Annotated in this window: 15 protein-coding genes; 11 read left to right on the top strand and 4 right to left on the bottom strand. The window is 64.8% G+C overall.

Annotation, left to right across the window (positions count from 1 at the left end):
- The first annotated feature begins 272 nt into the window (after positions 1-272).
- From QXZ85_RS01900 to QXZ85_RS01945, 10 genes are all read left to right on the top strand, one after another.
- Positions 273-758, top strand: a complete 486-nt coding sequence (locus QXZ85_RS01900) for a (2Fe-2S)-binding protein (protein ID WP_315706917.1) — start codon at positions 273-275, stop codon at positions 756-758.
- On the top strand, positions 755-4,303 hold the full coding sequence (locus QXZ85_RS01905) for a molybdopterin cofactor-binding domain-containing protein (RefSeq protein ID WP_316173500.1): 3,549 nt from the start codon (positions 755-757) through the stop codon (positions 4,301-4,303). The genes QXZ85_RS01900 and QXZ85_RS01905 overlap by 4 nt, the downstream gene beginning before the upstream one ends.
- 151 nt (positions 4,304-4,454) lie before the next feature.
- Positions 4,455-5,237 (top strand): IclR family transcriptional regulator, encoded by a 783-nt coding sequence (locus QXZ85_RS01910; protein WP_315706915.1) that lies wholly within the window; start codon positions 4,455-4,457, stop codon positions 5,235-5,237.
- On the top strand, positions 5,237-6,112 hold the full coding sequence (locus QXZ85_RS01915) for an ABC transporter permease (RefSeq protein WP_315765096.1): 876 nt from the start codon (positions 5,237-5,239) through the stop codon (positions 6,110-6,112). The genes QXZ85_RS01910 and QXZ85_RS01915 overlap by 1 nt, the downstream gene beginning before the upstream one ends.
- 11 nt (positions 6,113-6,123) lie before the next feature.
- Positions 6,124-7,008, top strand: coding sequence for an ABC transporter permease (locus QXZ85_RS01920; RefSeq protein WP_316173497.1), 885 nt, complete (start codon positions 6,124-6,126; stop codon positions 7,006-7,008).
- A 14-nt stretch (positions 7,009-7,022) separates the two neighbouring features.
- On the top strand, positions 7,023-8,084 hold the full coding sequence (locus QXZ85_RS01925; RefSeq protein ID WP_315706912.1) for an extracellular solute-binding protein: 1,062 nt from the start codon (positions 7,023-7,025) through the stop codon (positions 8,082-8,084).
- The gene (locus QXZ85_RS01930; protein WP_316168315.1) at positions 8,081-9,166 is read left to right on the top strand and encodes an ABC transporter ATP-binding protein; all 1,086 of its coding nucleotides are present in this window, start codon (positions 8,081-8,083) and stop codon (positions 9,164-9,166) included. Before QXZ85_RS01925 ends, QXZ85_RS01930 begins: the two co-directional genes overlap by 4 nt.
- Before the next feature lie 8 nt (positions 9,167-9,174).
- Positions 9,175-9,861, top strand: a complete 687-nt coding sequence (locus QXZ85_RS01935; RefSeq protein WP_315706910.1) for an AroM family protein — start codon at positions 9,175-9,177, stop codon at positions 9,859-9,861.
- Positions 9,858-10,958 carry a DUF917 domain-containing protein gene (locus QXZ85_RS01940; RefSeq protein ID WP_315766816.1) on the top strand — a complete coding sequence of 367 codons (1,101 nt, stop codon included), beginning with the start codon at positions 9,858-9,860 and terminating at the stop codon, positions 10,956-10,958. Before QXZ85_RS01935 ends, QXZ85_RS01940 begins: the two co-directional genes overlap by 4 nt.
- Before the next feature lie 3 nt (positions 10,959-10,961).
- Positions 10,962-12,515, top strand: a complete 1,554-nt coding sequence (locus QXZ85_RS01945; RefSeq protein WP_316168316.1) for a hydantoinase/oxoprolinase family protein — start codon at positions 10,962-10,964, stop codon at positions 12,513-12,515.
- 15 nt (positions 12,516-12,530) lie between these two features.
- Here the strand turns inward: QXZ85_RS01945 and pncA are convergent, their stop codons facing one another.
- A complete protein-coding gene (gene pncA / locus QXZ85_RS01950; RefSeq protein ID WP_315706907.1) occupies positions 12,531-13,154 on the bottom strand; it encodes a bifunctional nicotinamidase/pyrazinamidase in 624 nt (207 codons plus the stop codon).
- A gap of 169 nt (positions 13,155-13,323) precedes the next feature.
- Between pncA and QXZ85_RS01955 the strand changes: the two genes are divergently transcribed.
- The gene (locus QXZ85_RS01955) at positions 13,324-15,954 is read left to right on the top strand and encodes a spermidine synthase (protein WP_316173495.1); all 2,631 of its coding nucleotides are present in this window, start codon (positions 13,324-13,326) and stop codon (positions 15,952-15,954) included.
- Positions 15,955-15,966: 12 nt separating this feature from the next.
- Here the strand turns inward: QXZ85_RS01955 and QXZ85_RS01960 are convergent, their stop codons facing one another.
- From QXZ85_RS01960 to QXZ85_RS01970, 3 genes are all read right to left on the bottom strand, one after another.
- Positions 15,967-16,590, bottom strand: a complete 624-nt coding sequence (locus QXZ85_RS01960; protein WP_315706905.1) for a 2OG-Fe(II) oxygenase family protein — start codon at positions 16,588-16,590, stop codon at positions 15,967-15,969.
- Positions 16,591-16,690: 100 nt separating this feature from the next.
- Positions 16,691-16,981, bottom strand: a complete 291-nt coding sequence (locus tag QXZ85_RS01965) for a hypothetical protein (RefSeq protein WP_315706904.1) — start codon at positions 16,979-16,981, stop codon at positions 16,691-16,693.
- A 161-nt stretch (positions 16,982-17,142) separates the two neighbouring features.
- Positions 17,143-19,191: a hypothetical protein gene (locus QXZ85_RS01970; protein ID WP_315706903.1), complete on the bottom strand. Its 2,049-nt coding sequence runs from the start codon at positions 19,189-19,191 to the stop codon at positions 17,143-17,145.
- Between the last annotated feature and the right edge of the window lie 304 nt (positions 19,192-19,495).

The raw sequence follows: 19,495 nt of genomic DNA on the forward strand, positions 1-19,495 counted from the left end.
CGCGATATCGTCACGTGACCGAACGAAGCTGCCGCGGCAAATTCGTTCGTATACGAATGATGATGTTCGCAGCGACCGACTGTCAAGCGCCGCCGCAACGCAAAAACCGCTTTGCCGGATAAACGATCAGTTTGCCTCGCCCAATGACGAGAAATCGTGCACACGCTGCAGTGCGAAACGCGCCCCTTGCATGTTAGTATACAAACGATACGCTCGGCAGATGAGCCGCGCCGCAACCTTTGTTAACGATAGCAGATGTTGAGACCGAAGGGATGACGCCAGTCACGCTCCGCCTGACCGTCAACGGCCAAGCGCATGATGTCGCGGCCGCGCCCGATACGCCCTTGCTCTACGTGCTGCGCAACGACCTTACGCTGAACGGCCCGAAATATGGCTGTGGTCTCGGCGAATGCGGCGCCTGCACCGTATTGATCGACGGCCGGGCGGCACGTTCCTGCGTGATTCCCGTCGAAGGCTGCGTCGGCCGCACCGTCACGACGCTGGAAGGACTCGGCTCGCGTGAGCACCCCGACGTCGTGCAGCAGGCGTTCATCGCCGAGCAGGCTGCGCAATGCGGCTATTGCCTCAACGGCATGATCATGACAGCGAAGGCGCTGCTCGCCGTCAACCCGCAGCCCTCGGAAGACGAGATCCGCGAGGCGCTCCGCTATAATCTCTGCCGCTGCGGTGCCCATGTCGAGATCATGCGCGCTGCGATGCGCGCCGCCGGTTATGCGCTCGAGGCGCTGGATCGATGACGAAGAGCGGATCAGACGTGAAAGGCGCGCTCGCCGGCTTCCTGTCGGTGGTGCGCTCGGCCGCTGGTGGCGATGGGTCCGAAACCTTCATCCGGATCACGGCCGCCGGTGAGGTCACGGCCTATAATGGTCACGTGGATCTCGGCACCGGGATCCGCACCGCGCTCGGACAGATCGTCGCCGAGGAGCTCGATGTCTCCTTTGCGCGCGTGGTCGTGGTGCTCGGCGATACCACTCGGGTGCCCAATCAAGGCGCGACGATCGCCAGCGAAACCATCCAGATCACGGCCGTACCGCTGCGCAAGGCGGCGGCGCAGGCGCGCCATTTCCTGCTGGCGCGCGCCGCCGAACGGCTCGGCATCGCTGTCGATCATCTCGCGGTCGAGGATGGCCTGATCCGCGGCCCCAACAACCGCACGCTCAGCTATGGCGAATTGATCGGCGACGAGACGATCCGGCTCGAACTCACCGATGACACGCCGGTGAAACTCGCCGGCGCTTACAATATCGTCGGCAAATCGATGCCGCGCGTCGATCTGCCGGCAAAAGCGACCGGCGAACTGACCTATGTGCACGATGTGCGCGTCCCCGGCATGCTGCATGGCCGTGTAATCCGGCCGCCCTACGCCGGCGTCGATGCGGGGCCATTCGTCGGCACCAGCCTGCAGGCCGTGGACCGAGACTCGGTCCGCGACGTCCCGGGACTGATCGATGTCGTTGTGATCGGTGACTTCGTCGGCGTCGTCGCCGAGCGCGAGGAGAATGCGGCTCTCGCCGCTGAAAAGCTGAAGGTCAGCTGGAAGCCAACACCCGCTTTGCGCGATCTCTGCGACGTCGAAACCGCGCTGCGCGCCAATCCCTCGCGGCCGCGCAAGCTGCTCGACAAGGGCGACGTCGAGAGCGCGATCGACGCTGCGGCGAAGCCGATCCGGCGGACCTATCTCTGGCCCTATCAGATGCATGGCTCGATCGGGCCATCCTGCGCGGTCGCCGACTATCGCAAGGATCACGTCCAGGTCTACTCCGGCACCCAGAACCCGCACATTTTGCGCAGCGATCTCGCGCGGCTGATCGAGCGGCCGGAGCACGACATCGAGGTGATCAGGCTCGAGGCGGCCGGTTGCTACGGACGCAACTGCGCCGATGACGTCAGCGCCGATGCGCTCCTGCTCTCTCGCGCGGTGGGTCGGCCGGTGCGCGTGCAGCTCACGCGCGAGCAGGAGCATCTCTGGGAGCCCAAAGGTACGGCGCAGCTGATGGACGTCAGCGGCGGCCTCACCGCCGACGGTTCGGTCGCGGCCTACGACTTCGCCACGCGCTATCCCTCGAACGGCGCCCCGACGCTGGCGCTGCTGCTGACCGGCCGTGTCTCTCCCGACGCCATCGTGTCGGAGATGGGCGACCGCACCGCGATCCCACCCTATGATTATGACCATATGCGCGTCACCGCGCATGACATGCCGCCGATCGTGCGCGCCTCCTGGTTTCGCGGCGTCTCGGCATTGCCGAACACCTTCGCGCATGAATCCTATATCGACGAGCTCGCGGCGGAAGCCGGCGCCGACCCCATCGAATACCGGCTGCGCTATCTGAAGGACGAGCGCGCCAGAGAGCTGGTCAACGCGGTGGCCGAGCGCGCCGGCTGGGTGCCGCGGCCGGCACGGGAAGAGAAGACGCCTGAAAACGATGTCGTGCGCGGACGCGGCTTTGCCTATGCGCTCTACGTGCACAGCAAATTTCCGGGCTACGGCGCAGCCTGGTCGGCATGGATCGCGGACGTCGCCGTCAATACCGCGACCGGCGATGTCAGCGTCACCCGCGTCGTCGCCGGACAGGACTCCGGGTTGATGATCAATCCGGATGGCGTACGCCATCAGATCGAAGGCAACGTCATCCAGTCGACCAGCCGAGCACTGATGGAACAAGTGCCGTTCGCGCGCGGCCATGTAGCGGCGCGGGAATGGGGCGCTTACCCTATCATTACTTTCCCCGACGTGCCTGAGATCGACGTGTTGATGCTGCCGCGGCCGGATCAGCCGCCACTCGGCGTCGGCGAATCCGCCTCGGTGCCGAGCGCAGCTGCGATCGCCAACGCGATCTTTGATGCGACCGGCGTGCGGTTCCGCGAACCGCCGTTCACGCCGGAGCGCATCCTGCAAGGGCTGCGCGGTGCGCCGGCGGAGACGCCGGCAAGTCAATCGTTGGCCGGCCCCACTGCAGACAAATCACGTCCCATCTGGACCAAGCCGTTCGCCAAACGCACTGGGCTCGTTGCAAGCATAGCCGCGACCTGTGCGGCGGCGGTGAGCATCGTCGCCGCGGCCATGCCCTGGCGCGCCATCGCTCCGATCGCACCGCCCGATCCGTCGGTTTATTCGGCCGCGACGATCGCGCGCGGCGAGCAGCTCGCCGCGCTCGGCAATTGCGCGGTCTGCCACACCGCAGACGGCGGAATCGTCAATGCGGGCGGCCGCGGTTTGGAGACGCCGTTCGGCACCATCTTCACCACCAACATCACGCCCGATACCGAGACTGGCATCGGTGCCTGGTCCTATCCGGCTTTCGAGCGCGCGATGCGCGAAGGTGTGCACCGGGACGGCCGGCAGCTCTATCCCGCCTTCCCCTACACCCATTACGCCCGGACCAGCGAGGCCGATCTGCAGGCGCTCTACGCCTATCTCATGGCACAGGCGCCGATACATCAGCAGGCACGCGAGAACGAACTGCGCTTTCCCTTCAATCTGCGCCCCTTGGTCGCCGGCTGGAACGCGCTGTTCCACGACACGGCCACGTTCAAGCCCGATCCGACCAAATCCGAACAGTGGAATCGCGGCTTCTATCTGGTCGAGAGCCTCGGCCATTGCAGCGCCTGCCATTCGCCGCGCAACGCGCTCGGCGCCGAGCAGCGCAACGCCTATCTTGCCGGCGGCTTTGCCGAGGGTTGGGAGGCGCCGGCGCTCACCTCGCTGTCCGCAGCGCCGATCCCGTGGACCGAGGACGAGCTTTACGCGTATTTGCGCACCGGTCAGTCGCGCTTCCATGGTGTGGCGGCCGGACCGATGGCCCCGATCGTCAAGGATTTGACCGGCGTTCCCGACGCTGACATCCGCGCCATGGCGATCTATCTCGCCTCATTCCAGGAGGCGCAACCCGGGACCGCCACACTCCAGCAGCGCGCCGAGAAGCTCGAGGCCGAAACCAAGGTCACCTCCGCTTCCTCCCCTGCGGCACGGCTCTATCTCGGCGCCTGCGCGGTCTGTCACGAGGTCGGTGGCCTGGCGCTATTCGGCAGCCGTCCGTCGCTGTCACTGAACAGCAATCTGCACGGTGCAACGCCCGACAATCTGATCCAGGTGATCCTGCACGGCATCACCAAGCCCGCTTCATCCGATCTCGGCTACATGCCCGCATTCGGCGCGCATCTCAGCGACGCACAGTTGGCCGATCTTGTCTCCTATCTCCGCCGCCAATTCGCGCCCGACAAGCCGGCCTGGCAGGACATCGCTGCGACGATCAGCCGGATCCGGTCCACCCGACCGCCCTGACCGGCCCCTCGCACGCCACACGCGGACGTTGTTCAGCGGCTTGCGCAATCGTGCATCACCCGTTGCTGGATATTTCGTCTTGCGGATCGCATTACCTCAATCCTAGAATTCGGCACCACGTTCCGGAATTTGGAACTGAATGGATCCAACCATGAGCGCCCTCACCTCCGCTATCGACATCCTGCGCTGCTTCTCCACCAAGCGGCCGAACCTCTCCTTCGCCGACGTCCAGGCGCTGACCGGTAAGCCCAAGAGCTCGACCTCGCGGCTGCTCCGGTCGTTGCGGGACTGCGGATTGCTGGAGCAGGACCCGATTAGCCGCCGCTACCGACCGGGCTTGCTGACCTTCGAGCTGGGACGGTTGCACCGCGCCCATGACGATCTGATCGCCACGGCGGAGAACGAGCTCCGCGAGGTCTGCGCGCGCACCGGCCACACCGGCTACATCGCGGTGCTTGACGGCTACCAGCAGGTGGTCCTGCGCATCGTGCCGGGATCGAATCCGCTGCGTGTCGTCAATCCGCCGGGGCAGCGAACACCCGCGATCATCACCTCGAACGGCCGCGCGATGCTGGCGCGGTTGTCGGACCCCGAGATCCGCGCCCGGGTGCCGCTCGATTATCCGAAAGTGCCGGCGAACTCGCCGCAGAATTTCGAACAGCTAATGGCTCGCCTGAACGAAATCCGCCGCACCGGCGTCTCCGATGCCGCCGACGAGGCGATCGAGGGCGTGGGCTCGCAGGGCTTCGCGCTGGCGAGCGGCGATACCCGCGAGCTGATCGGTATCGCGATCTCCTACTCGGTCCAGGCAACGACGGAAATCGAGCGCGCCATCGTCCGCCGCGAGCTTGCCGCCATGGCCGAGAAGTTGCGGCGCCTGACCGGCGATCCGCTCGGACAGCCCCTGGAGCGCCGCGCCGGATTGGCATCCTGATGCGCCGCACCGCCGGGCCCCGCATCAACGGCCTCGCGCTATTGATCCTGCCGAGTGCGCTTCTGTTCGCGCTGTTCTTCTTTCTGCCGATCGGGCTGATGGCCGTGATGAGCCTGCTCACCGGCAATCCGGTGGTGATGCCGCACGTCGCCTGGACGACCAAGCATTACGCGCGGATCGCCGAAGACAGTTATTATCTCGACGTGGTCTGGACCACGATCCGGATCGGACTCTGGACCACCTTGATCGCGCTCGTGATCGGTTATCCGCTGGCGCATTGGATGGCGCGGATCAAGAGCCGGACCGGGCATGCCCTGCTGTTGATGGCGGTGCTGGCGCCGATGCTGACGGGCATCGTGGTGCGCACCTTCGCCTGGATGACGCTGCTGTCCGACAAGGGCGTGATCAACCAGATTCTGCTCTCACTCGGCCTCATCGGAAAGCCGCTGCAACTGATGTATAACGAGACCGGCATCATCATCGGACTGGTCCACATCTATGTGCCGTTCATGGTGCTGACCCTGACCGGCGTGATCGGCCGCATCGACGAGCGGCTCGAACAGGCGGCGGAAAATCTCGGTGCCAGCCCCTTGCGCGCGTTCCTCGAGGTGACCTTGCCATTGAGCCTGCCCGGCGTTCTCGCAGGCTCGCTCTTGGTGTTCGCGCTCGCGATCAGCGCCTATGTGACGCCGATCCTGCTCGGCGGCTTCCAGATCATGACCTTGCCGATCCTGATCTATCAGCAGATTTCGGCGAACTTCAACATCGGCTTTGCCGCGGCCCTCGGCATGATGCTGCTCGCGATCTCGTTCATGCTCGTCATCGCCTACAACCATATGCTCGGACTGGTCTCCGGCCAGCGCGAGCTGCAGTAGGAGGGTGATGGATGACCACATCAGTGACGCCCTCGCGGACCATGGCGCAACAGGGACTCGCGAGCGCGAGCCCCGCGGTTCGGGCATCAAGCCGTCGGCCTGTCCCCCGGCGCACCGGCCGCACCATCTATCTTGCGGCCAACATCGCGGTCCTGGTGTTCCTGCTGGCGCCGATCGCAATCGTCTTCGTGTTCGCGCTCAATCCCACGCCGTTCATCCAGTTTCCGCCCGTCGGCATCTCGCTGCGCTGGTTCGAGAAGTTCTTCTCGGCACGCGACTTCATGCACGCGCTGATCTTCAGCCTGGAAGTTGCGGTCTTGACGACCGTGGCGGCCACCGTGCTCGGCGCCTCTGCCGCGCTCGCGATCGCGCGCGGCAACATTCCGGGGGCGCGGGTCATCATCGCCACCATGCTGTCTCCCTTGATGCTGCCGGCGATCCTTACCGGACTCGCCCTCTTCCAGGCCTATGTGCTGCTCGATGTCGGCCGGCCGCTCTGGGGCCTCGTCGCCGGCCACACGCTGGTCACCATCCCTTACGTCGTCCGCACCACGCTCGCCGTGCTGCATAATTTCGATATCAGGCTGGAGGAAGCCGCGCAGAATCTCGGCGCGAGCCCAGCGCGCACGTTCTTTGAAGTGACGTTGCCGCTGGTCAAGCCGGGCGTGCTCGCGGGCGCGATCTTCGCCTTCATCGTCTCGTTCGATCAGTTTCCGGTCTCGCTGTTCCTGGTGTCGCCAGGCAACGAGACGCTGCCGATCACGCTGTTCAACTATCTGAAGTTCGACCTTGACGGCACCATCGGCGCCGCCTCAGTTGTCTCCATCCTGCTCGCCTTCTTCGTCGTTATCGCGCTCGACCGTACCGTCGGCCTGCGCTCCACCGTCAAACTGTAACGGAGATCTTGGACATGACGCCCTCATCGCGCCCGCATCTCAGCCGTCGCCATCTGCTCGCCGCCGGCGCTTCGCTCGGCGCAGGCCTCCTCGCCGCGCCCTACGTCGCGCGCGCCGAGGAGCCGGTGCTCAACATCACCGGATGGGGCGGCAAATGGGGCGACGTGATGAGCGCCGAGATCGGACCGGCGTTCGAGAAGGAATTCAAATGCAAGCTGAGGACCGACACGGCGCTGCCGTTCCTGCCGAAGCTGCAGGCGAGCTCGCGCTCTGCGCCGATCTATGACGTCCTGCATACCAACTCCAACGAGCAGTGGGCCGCGGTCGAGATGGGCCTGGTCGAACCCAAGATCGATCCGAAGCTGGTGCCGAACATTGCCGATGTCTACCCCTATGCCGTGAGCGACAAGATCGCCGGAATCTGCATCTTCACCAGCGCCATCGGGCTCGGAATGCGCACCGATAAGGGCTACGGTCCCATCACCTCCTGGAAGGAATTGTGGGACGCGAAGTATAACGGCGTCCGCGGCGGGTATGTGATCCCGGTCAACAGCCTCGGGCAGGCCTTCCTGATGATGTGCGGCACGCTCTATGGCAAGGGGCAGACCGATCTCGATGCCGCCTATACGGCACTGGAAAAGCTGAAGCCGATCAAGCTGGTCGACTTCACCGGCGCGATGGAGAAGCTCTTCCTGTCGGGCGAAGTCGGTCTCGGCGTCATCCACGATTCCGGCATCTACCGCTACGACGGGCAGAACCAGCCGATTGATTTCATCACGCCGAACGAAGGCGTGCTATCGCTGGAGCAGGTGCTGACGATCACGCCCGGCAGCAAGATGAAGGAGCTCGCCAACGCCTACGTCAACTACATGCTGCGGCCCGAGGTACAGAAGCGGCTTGCCGAGACCGTCTGGTATTCGCCCGCGAACAAGAAGGTGAAGCTGGAGGCCAAATACGACGCCAAGCTCCTGACCACGCCGGAGAAGGTTTCCAAGCTGATCCAGGTCGACTGGAAATGGTACAACGCCCAGAAGGATGCGATCGACAGCCGCGTCAACCGGATCTTCCGGGCATGAGCGCGGCCATCGAGATCGCCGAGGTCAGCAAGGTCTACGACGGCGGCGTCCGCGCCGTCGATGCGGTCGCGATGGATATCAGGGCGGGCGAATTCTTCTCGCTGCTCGGCCCGTCCGGCTGCGGCAAAACCACCACCTTGCGCATGATCGCCGGTTTCGACACCCCGAGCTCGGGCGAAATTCGCGTCGACGGCACGGACATCACCTACATGCCTGCGCACAAGCGCGACATGGCGATGGTGTTCCAGAATTATGCGCTGTTCCCGCACCGGACCGTCGCCGAGAACGTCGCCTTCGGCCTGCGCATGCGCAAGGTCGACAAAGCGACGATCGCGACCAAGGTGAAGGCCGCATTGGCCATGGTTGAACTCTCCGGCATGGAGGATCGCCGGCCGGCGCAGCTGTCCGGCGGCCAGCAGCAGCGCGTGGCATTGGCCCGCGCCATCGTGATTGAGCCGCGCGTGCTCCTTTGCGACGAGCCGCTCGGCGCGCTCGACAAGAAGCTGCGCCAGCAGATGCAGTTCGAGCTCAAGCAGCTGCAGAAGAGCCTGGGACTGACGCTCGTCTTCGTGACCCACGACCAGGAAGAGGCGCTGGCCATGTCCGATCGCATCGCCGTGATGAATGCGGGCCGGGTCGAACAGGTCGGCACGCCGGTCGAGATCTATGATCGCCCGCAGACGCGCTTCGTCGCCGACTTCATCGGGGACACCAATATCTTTCGCGGCCCGTGCGTCTCGATCGGCGATAAAGCCGGGATTGCGGCCGGCAACGGCCTGCTGCTGACGCTGCCCGACGCCCCCGCCGCTGATGGCGGCGTGCTGTCGGTGGCGCTGCGGCCGGAGAAGATCCGCATCGCTCCGCAAAACGATGCGACGGGATCAGTCAAAGGCGCAGCGGCGAACGGCACGGTCGAGAGCACCAATTTCCTCGGCGGCGCCGTGCTCTATCGCATTGCGCTCGAGAGCGGCCATCGCGTCCTGGCGCAGCAGCCCAATGCGGGCGCAGCGCAGCTTTATGCACCCGGCGCTCCGGTCACGCTGGGTTGGACGCCTGCCGATCTCGTCATCCTCAAGGATTAGTTCTGAACATGAACATGCCACTTCAACACCGGCGCATGGGCGTCGTGGTGATCGGACAGAGCCCCCGGCCCTCGGTGCAGGCGGAGATCGCCGCCGTGTTGTCGCCAGGGATTGCGATCGAATTGCGCGGTGCGCTCGATGGCATGAGCCGCGAGGAGATCGATGCGATCCCGCCGGTTGATGGCGCCGACTCGCTGTTCACGCTGCTGCCCAATGGCGACAATGTCCGTATCAGCAAAAAGGCGGTCGAAGGTCGCGCCAACGCGCAGCTCGCACGCTTCAAACAGGAGGGCATCGATGTGACGATGCTGGCCTGCACCGGCAAATTCCCCAACCTTGCGCCGGATGGCCTGGTGATCCTGCCCTCCGCGGTGCTGCATCGGATGGTCGAAGCCGTGCTGCCGAAGGGCCGGCTTGGCGTGTTCTCGCCACTGCCGGAGCAGACCGCGCTGATCGCCGGCAAATGGCAGCGCGAAGGCGTCGAGGTGGTCGGCGTTACGCTGCAGCCCGGCTCGGACGATGCGGCGGTCGACGCGGCCGCGCAAGAGATGGCGAGCAGACAGCCCGATCTCGTGGTGCTCGACTGCATGAGCTACAGCAGCGCCAACAAGGCGCGGGTGCGTCAGCACTATCCGGGACCGGTGATCCTGTCGATCGCGGCGGCCGCACGAGTTATCGAGGAGCTGATCTCGTGAGCGCGGCCGAACGGAAGACGATCAGCCTCGAAGAGATCGAGGCGCTGGCGGTCGGCGCGTGGATTCTCGGCACCGGCGGCGGCGGCAGTCCTTACCTTGGCTTGCTCAATCTGCGCCGGCTCTATGCCGAAGGCCATCGCGTGCAGCTGATGTCGCCGCTCGATCTCGATGATGATGACTGGGTCGCGGTGGTCTCCAACATGGGCGCGCCGCTGGTCGGCCAGGAGCGGCTCGCCGACAGCCGCAGCATCGCGCGCGCGGTGCGGATGCAGGAGGAGATCAACAATATCAAGTTCCGTGCGGTGATGTCGGTCGAGATCGGCGGCGGCAACGGCGTGCAGGCGCTGATGGCCGCGGCTCATCTCGGCATTCCTGTGGTCGACGCCGACTGCATGGGCCGCGCCTTCCCAGAGGCGCAGATGACGTCGGTTGCAATCGGCGACCTGCGCCCCTACCCCTGCACGCTCTACGATCCCCGCGGCATCGAGGCCGTCGTCACCAAGGTCCCGAGCTGGAAGTGGATGGAGCGTGCGAGCCGCAAGATCTGCGTCGAAATGGGCTCGATCGCCTCCACCAGCAAGGCGCCGCGCACCGGGCGCGAGGTCAAGGATTGGGGCATTCATTTCACCACCACGAAGGCGATCCGCATCGGCCAAGCGGTGCAACAGGCCAATCATCGTCACGAAGATCCCATCGCGGCGGTCCTTGCCTGCGAGGGCGGCCAGAGGCTGTTCACCGGCAAGATCGTCGACGTGGCGCGCCGTACCACCGAAGGTTTTTTGCGTGGCAGCGCGGTCGTGGAGGGCAGTGATGCCGATCGCGGCACCAAGCTGAAGCTGTCGTTCCAGAACGAATGGATCGTCGCCTGGCGCGATGGCGAGGCGATCGCGATGTCGCCGGACCTGATCTGCGTGCTCGACAGCGTCAATGGCCACGGCATCGGCACTGAGACGGTCCGCTACGGCCAGCGCGTCACCGTGGTGGCGCTGCCCGCGCCCGCGGTGCTGACCAGCCCTCGCGGGCTCGAATTCGTCGGCCCGCGCGCCTTTGGTTATGATCTCGATTTTAGGTCGCTGTTTGCGCCCCCCGGAGTTTGATTGATGAAGCGTATTGGTATCGATGTCGGTGGCACCAACACCGACGCCGTCCTGATTGCGGACGACAAGGTGGTTCATTCCGTCAAATGCCCAACCACCGCCGACGTCACCTCGGGCATTCTCGCCGCGCTGAAGCTGCTGCGCACGAAGCCCGCGGCAGCGGTGCCGGTCGATGCGGTGGTGATCGGCACCACGCATTTCATCAATGCGGTCGTGCAGCGTCGGCACGTGCAGAAGATCGGCGCGGTCCGCATCGGCATGCCCGCCTCCGCCTCTCTGCCTCCCTTCTGCGACTGGCCGGCCGATCTCGCCGCGCTGGTGAGTGGCGAAGTGTTCATGCTCGAAGGCGGCCACGACTATGACGGCCGCCCCTTCATGCCGCTCGATGTCGCCGGATTGAAGGCTGCTGCACGGAAGGTCAAGGACCGGGGGCTGCGCTCGGTCGCGGTGAGTTCGTCCTTCTCGCCGCTCGATCCGAGCTGCGAGACCACCGCACGCGAGATATTTTCTGAGATATGTCCGGACGTCGCCGTCACCCTGTCGCATGATCTCGGCCGCATCGGTCTGCTCGAGCGCGAGAACGCCGCGCTCTTGAATGCCGCGCTTCACGATCTCGCGGTGACGACCGTGGCCGCCTTTCGCAAGGCGATCGCCGATTCCGGCATCGATGCGCCGCTGTTCCTGACCCAGAACGACGGCACCGTGATGCAGGCGGAGATCGCAACGGCTTTTCCGGTGATGAGCTTCGCCTCAGGCGCCACGAATTCGATGCGCGGCGCGGCCTATCTCTCGGGCCTCGACGATGCAATGGTGGTCGATGTCGGCGGTACGACCAGCGACATCGGCCAGTTGCGCCACGGCTTTCCCCGCGAAGCCAATGCGGTGGTCGAGGTCGGCGGCGTCCGAACGCTGTTCCGCATGCCCGACCTGCTCTCGATCGGCCTTGGTGGCGGCAGCCATGTGGATGAGGATCCGGTCCGCGTCGGCCCGCTCAGTGTCGGCTACCGGCTGACGGAGGACGCGCTGGTGTTTGGCGGCGGCAGGCTCACTGCCACCGATATCGCGGTTGCAGCAGGCCTCGTCGACATCGGTGACCGCACGCGCCTCGCGCAGCTGGGCAGGGGTCTGATCGAGGCCGCGCTCGCCGATGCCCATCGCAAGCTCGCCGACGACATCGACCGCATGAAAACCGAGGCCGGCGATGTGCCGCTGCTCGCGGTCGGCGGCGGCGCTTTCCTGGTCCCCGATCGGCTGCCCGGCATTTCCGAGATTGTGCGGGTGCCGCACGGCGACTGCGCCAATGCGGTGGGCGCGGCGATTGCGCAAGTCAGCGGCGAGGCCGACCAGGTATTCCGCGATCTCTCCCGCGAGGAGGCGATTGCGGCGGCGCGCGGCATCGCCGAGGATCGCGCGGTGCAGGCCGGCGCCGCGCGCGAGAGCCTGAAGACGGTCGATGTCGAGGACATGCCGATCGCCTATCTCCCTGGCAATGCGCTGCGCGTGCGTGTGCGCGTTGCCGGCGCGATCGCCGATCCGAATGTCGATGCGGCGGCGTAAGCCGTCGCTTCTCGATCAGGCAAGATCGGCAATCCGCAGCACCCCGGCCTCGCCCATCTCGGCATAGGCGCGCGCCAACGAGCCACCGAGATCGATTGCCCGGCAGCCGGCGTCGATCACCACGGCCTCGAAGCCGAGCCGCCGTGCATCCATCGCCGAATAGTGCACACAGAAATCGGTGGCGAGCCCGGCCAGAAACACGCGCGCGAGTCCGCGCTCGCGCAAGTAGCCGGCGAGGCCCGTCGGGGTGATCTTGTCGTTCTCGAAAAACGCCGAATAGGAATCGATCGCGCGACGAAAGCCCTTGCGGATGATCAGCTGCGCTCTATCGGTGTCGAGCCTGGCGTGGAACGCGGCGCCCGGCGTGCCCTGCACACAGTGATCCGGCCACAACGTCTGCGGACCATAAGGCATGGCGGTCGTCTCGAATGGCGCGGCACCGGGATGGCTCGAGGCAAACGAGCCGTGGCCTGCCGGGTGCCAATCCTGGGTCAGCGCCACGTGATCGAATTGCTGAGCGATGCGATTGACGATGGGCACCACGGCATCGCCATCGCCGACGGCCAAAGCCCCTCCCGGACAGAAATCATTCTGGATGTCGATGACGAGCAGCAAATCCTCGCTCGGGCGTATCTGCATGATCTCCGCAACCTGCACTGATTATTGTCGATATCCAAGCATGGCGAGCGGAGGAGCCAACCGCAAGCGGCCGTTTAATATTTCTGTCAAATGGCGCGCCCATAAGACACGGACGCACGGGATACGCAGCGGGTTGCAGCGTGCCGCTGTGAGGTTCCCAAGCACGCCCATGACGACCGTCTCATCTGATACCGATCGCAATTCGGCAGCTTCGCAAGCTTTCAAAGCAACCGGCCTTAATCTTGCGGCATCTGAGAGGCGCGGAGCCCCGGCAAGCTGGGCCCTACTCCCGATCGTCGCTGCTTCGGGCTTTGCCGGGCTCGGTTACGAGATCGTGTGGACGCGGCAGCTCAGCCTCGCCCTCGGCACGGAGATGATGGCCGTGCTCGGCGCGATCGCTGGCTTTTTTGCTGGCCTCGCGCTCGGCGCCTTCGTGCTGGATGGCCTGATCCGGCGCACGCGCTCGCCGGCCCTGGCCTATGCCGCACTCGAAATCGTCATCGGGCTGTGGGGCGTCGTCGCAATCTGGCTGTTGCCCGCTGCGGGCCGCGCGCTGGCCCCCCTGCTCGGCACGGAGCCGGCGCCAGCCCTGTTGTGGGCTGCAAGCTTCGCCCTTCCAACCCTCGCGCTGTTGCCTGCAACGGTCGCGATGGGCGGCACGCTCGCCGCCCTGGAACGGATCACGCGCGAGTTGCGGGGCAATCCGCGCGTCAGCGCCGGCGTCTACGGTGCCAACACCGCTGGCGCCGTTGCGGGCACGTTGGCCGCCACCTTCCTGCTGATCCCTACGGTCGGCTTCTCCGGCACGCTTCTATCTCTCGCCGGCATCAATCTGCTCTGTGCATTCGGCGTGCTTGCGCTGACTCGAGTCGCACAGCCGGTCGAGCCCAAAGACGCACAAACACAGCCCCGGAACATCGGCGATCTGCGGCTCATGCTGACGCTGTTTGCGACCGGCTTTCTCGGCATCGCATTCGAGGTGCTGGTGGTGCGCCTCGCGGCCCAGGTACTCGAGGATACGGTCTATACATTTGCCGGCCTGCTTGCGGCCTATCTGCTGGGCGCCGCGGGAGGCGGACTGATCTGGCAGCGCATGGCCGGCGGCGCGCGCGACGGCGGTGACGGCCGGCTGCTGGGATTAACGTCGTTGACCTGTCTGGTCACGGCGTTCCTCATTCCGGCAATCCCGTACATCGCGGAATTAGCGCGTGAGTTGGGGATCATCGGTGAGCTTGCCGTGGCGATGGCGCTATTCCTGCTGCCTGCAGCCGCGATGGGCGCGCTGTTCGGGCAGTTGGCCCAGCATGCGCGCGATCAGCGCGGGTCGCTCGGATGGGCGGTCGGCATCAACAGCATTGGGGCGGCGTTGGCGCCACTGGTTACCGCACAAATCCTGATTCCCGGGCTCGGCGCATGGACGGCGCTGCTCCCCGTCGCGCTCGGCTATCTCCTGCTCCTGCCGCCGCGTCGGATGGCACTGGCGTGGTCGGCAGCACCCGTCCTCGCCGCGCTGGTGCTGGGGCTCCATCCGACACCGCTGCTCACACGCGTTCCCGCGGGCGGTTCGCTGCTCGCGATGCGCGAAGGACCGATGGCCACCGCAAGCGTGGTCGATGATGCCTCCGGCACGCGCTATCTCGAGATCAACGGCCACTTCCGGATGGGCGGTACCAGTTCGAGCCGTTCCGATTATCGCCAGGCGACGTTGCCGCTGCTGCTGCATCCGGCGCCGCAGAGCGCGTTGTTCCTAGGCATCGGGACCGGCGCCACGGTGATCGGGGCTGCGCATATGCCGGGCGTCAACGTCCACGGCGTCGAGCTGTCGCGCGAAGTGGTGGAGCTGTTGCCCTACTTTGCCAATCTGGCGGCGGACGATCGCATGCCGCCGATCACGGTCGCGGATGCACGCCGCTATGTTGTTGCGGACAACCGCAGTTATGACGTCATCGTCGCCGACCTGTTTCACCCGGCGCTCGATGGCAGCGGCGCGCTCTACACGACCGAGCATTTTGCAGCTGTCAAACGACGGCTCGCGCAGGGCGGCATCTTCTGCCAATGGCTGCCGCTCTATCAGCTCGACCTGCCGTCCTTGCGCGCGATCATCAGAAGCTTCCTGGCGATCTATCCGAACGGATCGGCCTGGCTCAATCATTACAGCGTTCGCACACCGATGCTGGCCTTGATCGGTCCCGCCGGTGCGGGTGATCTCGATCTCGCCGCGGTAGCTGCGCGACTGCGCGATCCCGGCCATCGCACCGTGCTGACGCCGCTCGGCTTCGAGACGCCGATCGATCTGCTCGGACAGTATGTCGGCGGACCGCGCGCGCTTACCGCCTTCGCGGGCGAAGGTCCGCGCAATACCGACGACTATCCCTTCGTGACCTTTGATGCGCGCCGGAATGTCGTCGCATTGACGGCGCCGCCCTGGTCGCTGCTGCTCTCGGTAATCAGAACCATCCAGCCCGATCCGGCCGAGTTGCTCGCGGAGTCGCAGCGCGATGACCTTGGCGAGAGGCTGCGCGCCTATTGGCGCGCCCGCGATCGTTTCCTGGAGGCCGGGGCCGCCCTGCCCGGAGACCCGCGTGGCAAGGCATTGATCGAGGCCGCGTCGCCGGGTCTCCTGGCGGCGCTCCGCCTCAGCCCTGAATTCGATCCGGCCTATGGACCGCTGATCGGCATGGCCAGGTCATTGCTGGGCTCCGACCGAGTTGCAGCACAGCACCTGCTGCAGGCGATCGCCGCGGCTGCGCCGGCGCGCAGCGATGCGCGCGAGCTGCTGGCACGTGAGTTCGGCCGCTAAGCGCTCATTGGTTTATGGCGCAAAGGTGACCCGATAGCCCCAGCAATCGAGATGATCGGGAATGGCGTTGAAGGCGATCGTGATCCGCTGGTCGCCCTGGTTTCGCGGCACCTCGTGATAGAGATAGCTCGGAAACAGCACGAGGTCGCCCGCCTCGACCTCCGGTACCATGTATTTGCCGGCGTTGTACGGACCGACTGCCGCACTCCGCGTATGATGCCGGAAGGAGAAGTCATAGCCGCCGGGCGGCCGCACGAACACTGTATTGCTGGCTGGATGCGACGGCGTCAGATAGAAGATGCCGGAGATGAAGCTGTTGGCATGGGCGTGCAAAGTCTGGTTGCCGCCCGTCTCCAGCATGTTGGTCCACATCTCCTTGACGGTCCATTTCAGCTTCTCGCCGAACAACAGCTCGCCAAAGTCGACCAGCTTCGGAACCGCCAGCTCCGCGATGGTCTGAAACAGGTTGTTGTTACTGGGATCGGCGACTTGCGTGTGGAACAGCTGCCCGGACCGCAGATTGGTCTCGATCTTGGCGCCGCGGATGGCCGCCACGGCAGCGTCCTTCAGCTCCGCACTCAACAGACCAGGCGAGCGCATCAAGGGAATCGGAAAAAGCGGCTCGATCTGATCCATGATTCAAGGCGTCCGGCGGATTGAACTCGGGCGGACAATGTGCGCAGGAGCATGACACCCGAATGACAGTGCAGCCCGGCCGCACATCGATGCCTTGCTCTCAGCGCGGCGGTATTTCGTTCGCCTGCAGCACGTTGAGGCGCTCGCCGGGCTTCAGGCTGTGGCGGCGTTCGCGCAGCTCCACGGTGGCCCGTTCGGCCGCCTCCAGGCAATCGTCGAACTCGCCATTGCCGGCCTCGACCAGCGCCTGATGCAGGTGCCGCTCGGCGAAATAGCGCGACACATCCTCGGCAGGGAACGTCTCGGCCAGCACGCGGGCTTCCGATACGGCCGCGTCGCAGGCCTCTCGCGTCGGCTCTTCCTCTGCCGAGGCTGTTGCGCCGACGGCCATAAAGACGATACCGGCAAGTATTCTCCAAACAATATCGGGACGCTCTCGCAAGACACGCTCTCCAAAGAGAAGCGCCGGACGCAAATCCGGCGCAGGAAGTGAAACCATCTATCCGGCGAGGCACCGGCAACGATGCCCCGCCGGATCCGACGCTCTAGAACTCAGTCGCGGTCGTTGTCGTCCCGGTCGTTCGAGGCCCAGTCACCCCATTGACCCGAATGACCCCAATGATCCCAGTCGTTATGGTGGTGGTGATCTCCGGCCAACTTACGCGCGAGCTCGGCATTCTTCTCGACCAGAAGCTTCGGCGAGCCGAAGGGCCGGACGAAGATCGGGTTCGCGTAGAACCAGAGATTGGAGTAGGCCTGGACGTCGTAGGTCACCTTCTTGACGCCGTTGACGACGTCGAGATGCGCCGGACAGGCCGCATCCGTGCAGCTGACGTTGGTATTGTTGACGTCGAGCAGCGGGTTGCCGGCGCTGTCCGTGACGTTCGGCGTCGCAACCGGGATGTTGGTGCCGCGTGCACGGATGTAGAACGGCGTCTTGGTCGCGGTGAAGGTCGTCGTGAAGCTCAGCCGGGTGGACCCGTCCTTCAGCTTCTGACTCTTCATCGTGGTGGCGTTGATCTGCTTGGCGATCTTGGCCGACGCATTGTAGACGATCGCCGCACCGGCGGTGCCGCCGGCGTTCGCCACCGCGTAGCCCGGAGCACCCGGCTGGATCACACCGGTGATGTCGCTGGTGATCAGGTCGACGTGATCGAGCGACGGCTGATTCAGCGGCTGGTTGATGCCGACCTGCGCCAACAGCGGGTTGTTGAAGCTGTAGGGGCTGTTGTTCTTGGCCGGGATCGTCAGCTGCATCTCGACGACGATCTTTTCGCCGGGATACACTTGGAGCGTTTCACCCATCGTCTTCCAGTTGAAATCCCACTCGCCCTTGGCGCGGAACTTCAGGTCAGGTCCGATGATGTCGCCATTGACCGAGTAGGAATTGCCCGAGCGCATGCCGTCGATGATCGACTGTGCACGGAAGTTCTCCGTGTTCGGCACGTAGAGCTTGGTGTACTCGCCCGGAATGAAGTCCGACGTCGTCGCAGCGTCGCGCGCACCGAAGGCGCCGCGATTGTGCCAGTCGGAGCTCACATAGACGAACGTGTTGCGGCCTTCGCCGAGCATGCCATCCCAGAGACCGCCGACCTTGGCCGTGTAGACGCCGGCCATGCCGTAGGTGCCGCCGCCGACTGCGCCGGTGCCGTAGGATCCCGAGCCGCCCTTCAGACCGCCTTGCGCCATATGGCCAGGCGATTCGATGCCGAACGCCACCGTCGGGCCCGCATTGTTGAAGTCGCGGAAGTGCTCGATGTTGTAGCCGGCCGAGCTGTTCGGATTGAACGGCCCCTGGCGCTCGGTATGCGTCGGAACCGCATAGGAGGTCAGCGGGTAGTTCGCCTGCAACCACTGAATGCCGGCGATGGCCTTGCCGTGTCCGGCAGTACCGGAATTGTTGACGTTGTCCTTGCCGCTCCAGATCGATTTATTGCTGGCGTCGACAGGGCCGATTGCGTCGGTGTCCGCACGATCATAGCGGTATTCGAACTCGGCCATCTTGTCGGCATTGCCGTAGCCGCGCGGATTCTGGCCCGCGATCACCGCGACGTCGGTGTGCTCATGACCGGGAACGATCCACTCCAGGCCTTCGACCAGCACCTTGTCGTACATCGAGGTGCGGTTGACGATGATCGGATACTCGACCTCCTTGATCGACTGCCAGCGCCACATCGTTTGACCGGTGCCGCTGCCGTTCGGCGTGCCCTTCAGACTGGTGATGGTGATACCGTCGATGGTCTGGCCGAGCGTCTGGCTCCAGGTGGTCGTGGTTTCGCCCGGGATGTTCGCGCTGGTATCGCTGAAGCGACAGTCGCGGTTGCCCGAACCGCCGTGGTTGCCGAGCGTGAACCAGTCGAGGTTGAAGTTGTTGCCGCCCGCGGCGGCCGTGCCGGTGCCGACTGAACGATCGATCGAGTAGCCGGCCGCCACCGAACCGTCGGTGCAGGTATTGTGGTTGTGCATATCGCCGGCAACATAGGGATTGCCCCTGTGCCCTTCATGCTTTTCGCCCCAGCGCTCATCGGCGCTGGCACCCTGCGTCAAGGCCAGCGAGACCGAGGCCGCTGTCAGCAGGATCTTCCTGGAAGATGGAACCATGTAGTCGCCCCTACAGTATTTTCACGAGTGCAAAACGAAAGCGCCCACGCAGACGCGGCGCGCCAATTCTTCGCGGGCCGGACCAAATCAAATCTCCGAGACAGTTTGTTGAAGGTTTTATTAGGAAGACCGCCTTCGTGGAGAAATGCACCGCCGAACGGGCTTGCGAAATTTTTATGACAGCGCCGATTGTCGGGTGACAACAGCGACTTGCCCGTTGCATATACGCGCCGCACTTGCTCCCTCGCGGAATTGTAAGAAGTATGGCCTCGCCAGCGATGTCGAACGCGACACACACTTTTGA

Origin of the sequence: Bradyrhizobium sp. SZCCHNGR1005, assembly GCF_032489995.1 — a bacterium.
In the GTDB taxonomy this organism is placed as follows: domain Bacteria; phylum Pseudomonadota; class Alphaproteobacteria; order Rhizobiales; family Xanthobacteraceae; genus Bradyrhizobium.

Excerpts from the sequence above, each read along its gene's own strand:
- QXZ85_RS01900 (WP_315706917.1), top strand. The coding sequence starts at position 273 with ATGACGCCAGTCACGCTCCGCCTGACCGTCAACGGCCAAGCGCATGAT.
- QXZ85_RS01905 (WP_316173500.1), top strand. The coding sequence starts at position 755 with ATGACGAAGAGCGGATCAGACGTGAAAGGCGCGCTCGCCGGCTTCCTG.
- QXZ85_RS01910 (WP_315706915.1), top strand. The coding sequence starts at position 4,455 with ATGAGCGCCCTCACCTCCGCTATCGACATCCTGCGCTGCTTCTCCACC.
- QXZ85_RS01915 (WP_315765096.1), top strand. The coding sequence starts at position 5,237 with ATGCGCCGCACCGCCGGGCCCCGCATCAACGGCCTCGCGCTATTGATC.
- QXZ85_RS01920 (WP_316173497.1), top strand. The coding sequence starts at position 6,124 with ATGACCACATCAGTGACGCCCTCGCGGACCATGGCGCAACAGGGACTC.
- QXZ85_RS01925 (WP_315706912.1), top strand. The coding sequence starts at position 7,023 with ATGACGCCCTCATCGCGCCCGCATCTCAGCCGTCGCCATCTGCTCGCC.
- QXZ85_RS01930 (WP_316168315.1), top strand. The coding sequence starts at position 8,081 with ATGAGCGCGGCCATCGAGATCGCCGAGGTCAGCAAGGTCTACGACGGC.
- QXZ85_RS01935 (WP_315706910.1), top strand. The coding sequence starts at position 9,175 with ATGAACATGCCACTTCAACACCGGCGCATGGGCGTCGTGGTGATCGGA.
- QXZ85_RS01945 (WP_316168316.1), top strand. The coding sequence starts at position 10,962 with ATGAAGCGTATTGGTATCGATGTCGGTGGCACCAACACCGACGCCGTC.
- pncA (WP_315706907.1), bottom strand. The coding sequence starts at position 13,154 with ATGCAGATACGCCCGAGCGAGGATTTGCTGCTCGTCATCGACATCCAG.
- QXZ85_RS01955 (WP_316173495.1), top strand. The coding sequence starts at position 13,324 with ATGACGACCGTCTCATCTGATACCGATCGCAATTCGGCAGCTTCGCAA.
- QXZ85_RS01960 (WP_315706905.1), bottom strand. The coding sequence starts at position 16,590 with ATGGATCAGATCGAGCCGCTTTTTCCGATTCCCTTGATGCGCTCGCCT.
- QXZ85_RS01965 (WP_315706904.1), bottom strand. The coding sequence starts at position 16,981 with ATGGCCGTCGGCGCAACAGCCTCGGCAGAGGAAGAGCCGACGCGAGAG.
- QXZ85_RS01970 (WP_315706903.1), bottom strand. The coding sequence starts at position 19,191 with ATGGTTCCATCTTCCAGGAAGATCCTGCTGACAGCGGCCTCGGTCTCG.